The following is a 261-nucleotide window of genomic DNA, read 5'->3' on the forward strand; positions in this document are numbered from 1 at the left end:
AGCCGGAAGCCCAGCGCAAACGCGAAGATGATCAACAAGCCGAGTTGCGTCGCCTGCGTGCCGAGCTCAAGCGAGTGACCGAGGAGCGCGACATCCTAAAAAAGGCCGCCGCGTACTTTGCCAAGGAGTCCGGCTGAGGTACGTCTTTGTCCGCCAGCTCTCGGCGAGCTACTCCGTTCAACGTCTCTGCCAGGTGCTGAAAGTGCATCCCAGCGGCTACTACGCCTGGCTGAGCGAGCCCAAGTCTGCGCGAGCCAAGGA

Annotated in this window: 1 pseudogene; it reads left to right on the forward strand. The window is 61.7% G+C overall.

Features of this window, described 5'->3' with window-relative positions:
* A pseudogene (locus IOD17_RS19300) lies at window positions 1-261 on the forward strand (IS3 family transposase); the annotation flags it as partial.

This window comes from Pseudomonas anguilliseptica (genome assembly GCF_021375795.1).
In the GTDB taxonomy this organism is placed as follows: domain Bacteria; phylum Pseudomonadota; class Gammaproteobacteria; order Pseudomonadales; family Pseudomonadaceae; genus Aquipseudomonas; species Aquipseudomonas anguilliseptica_A.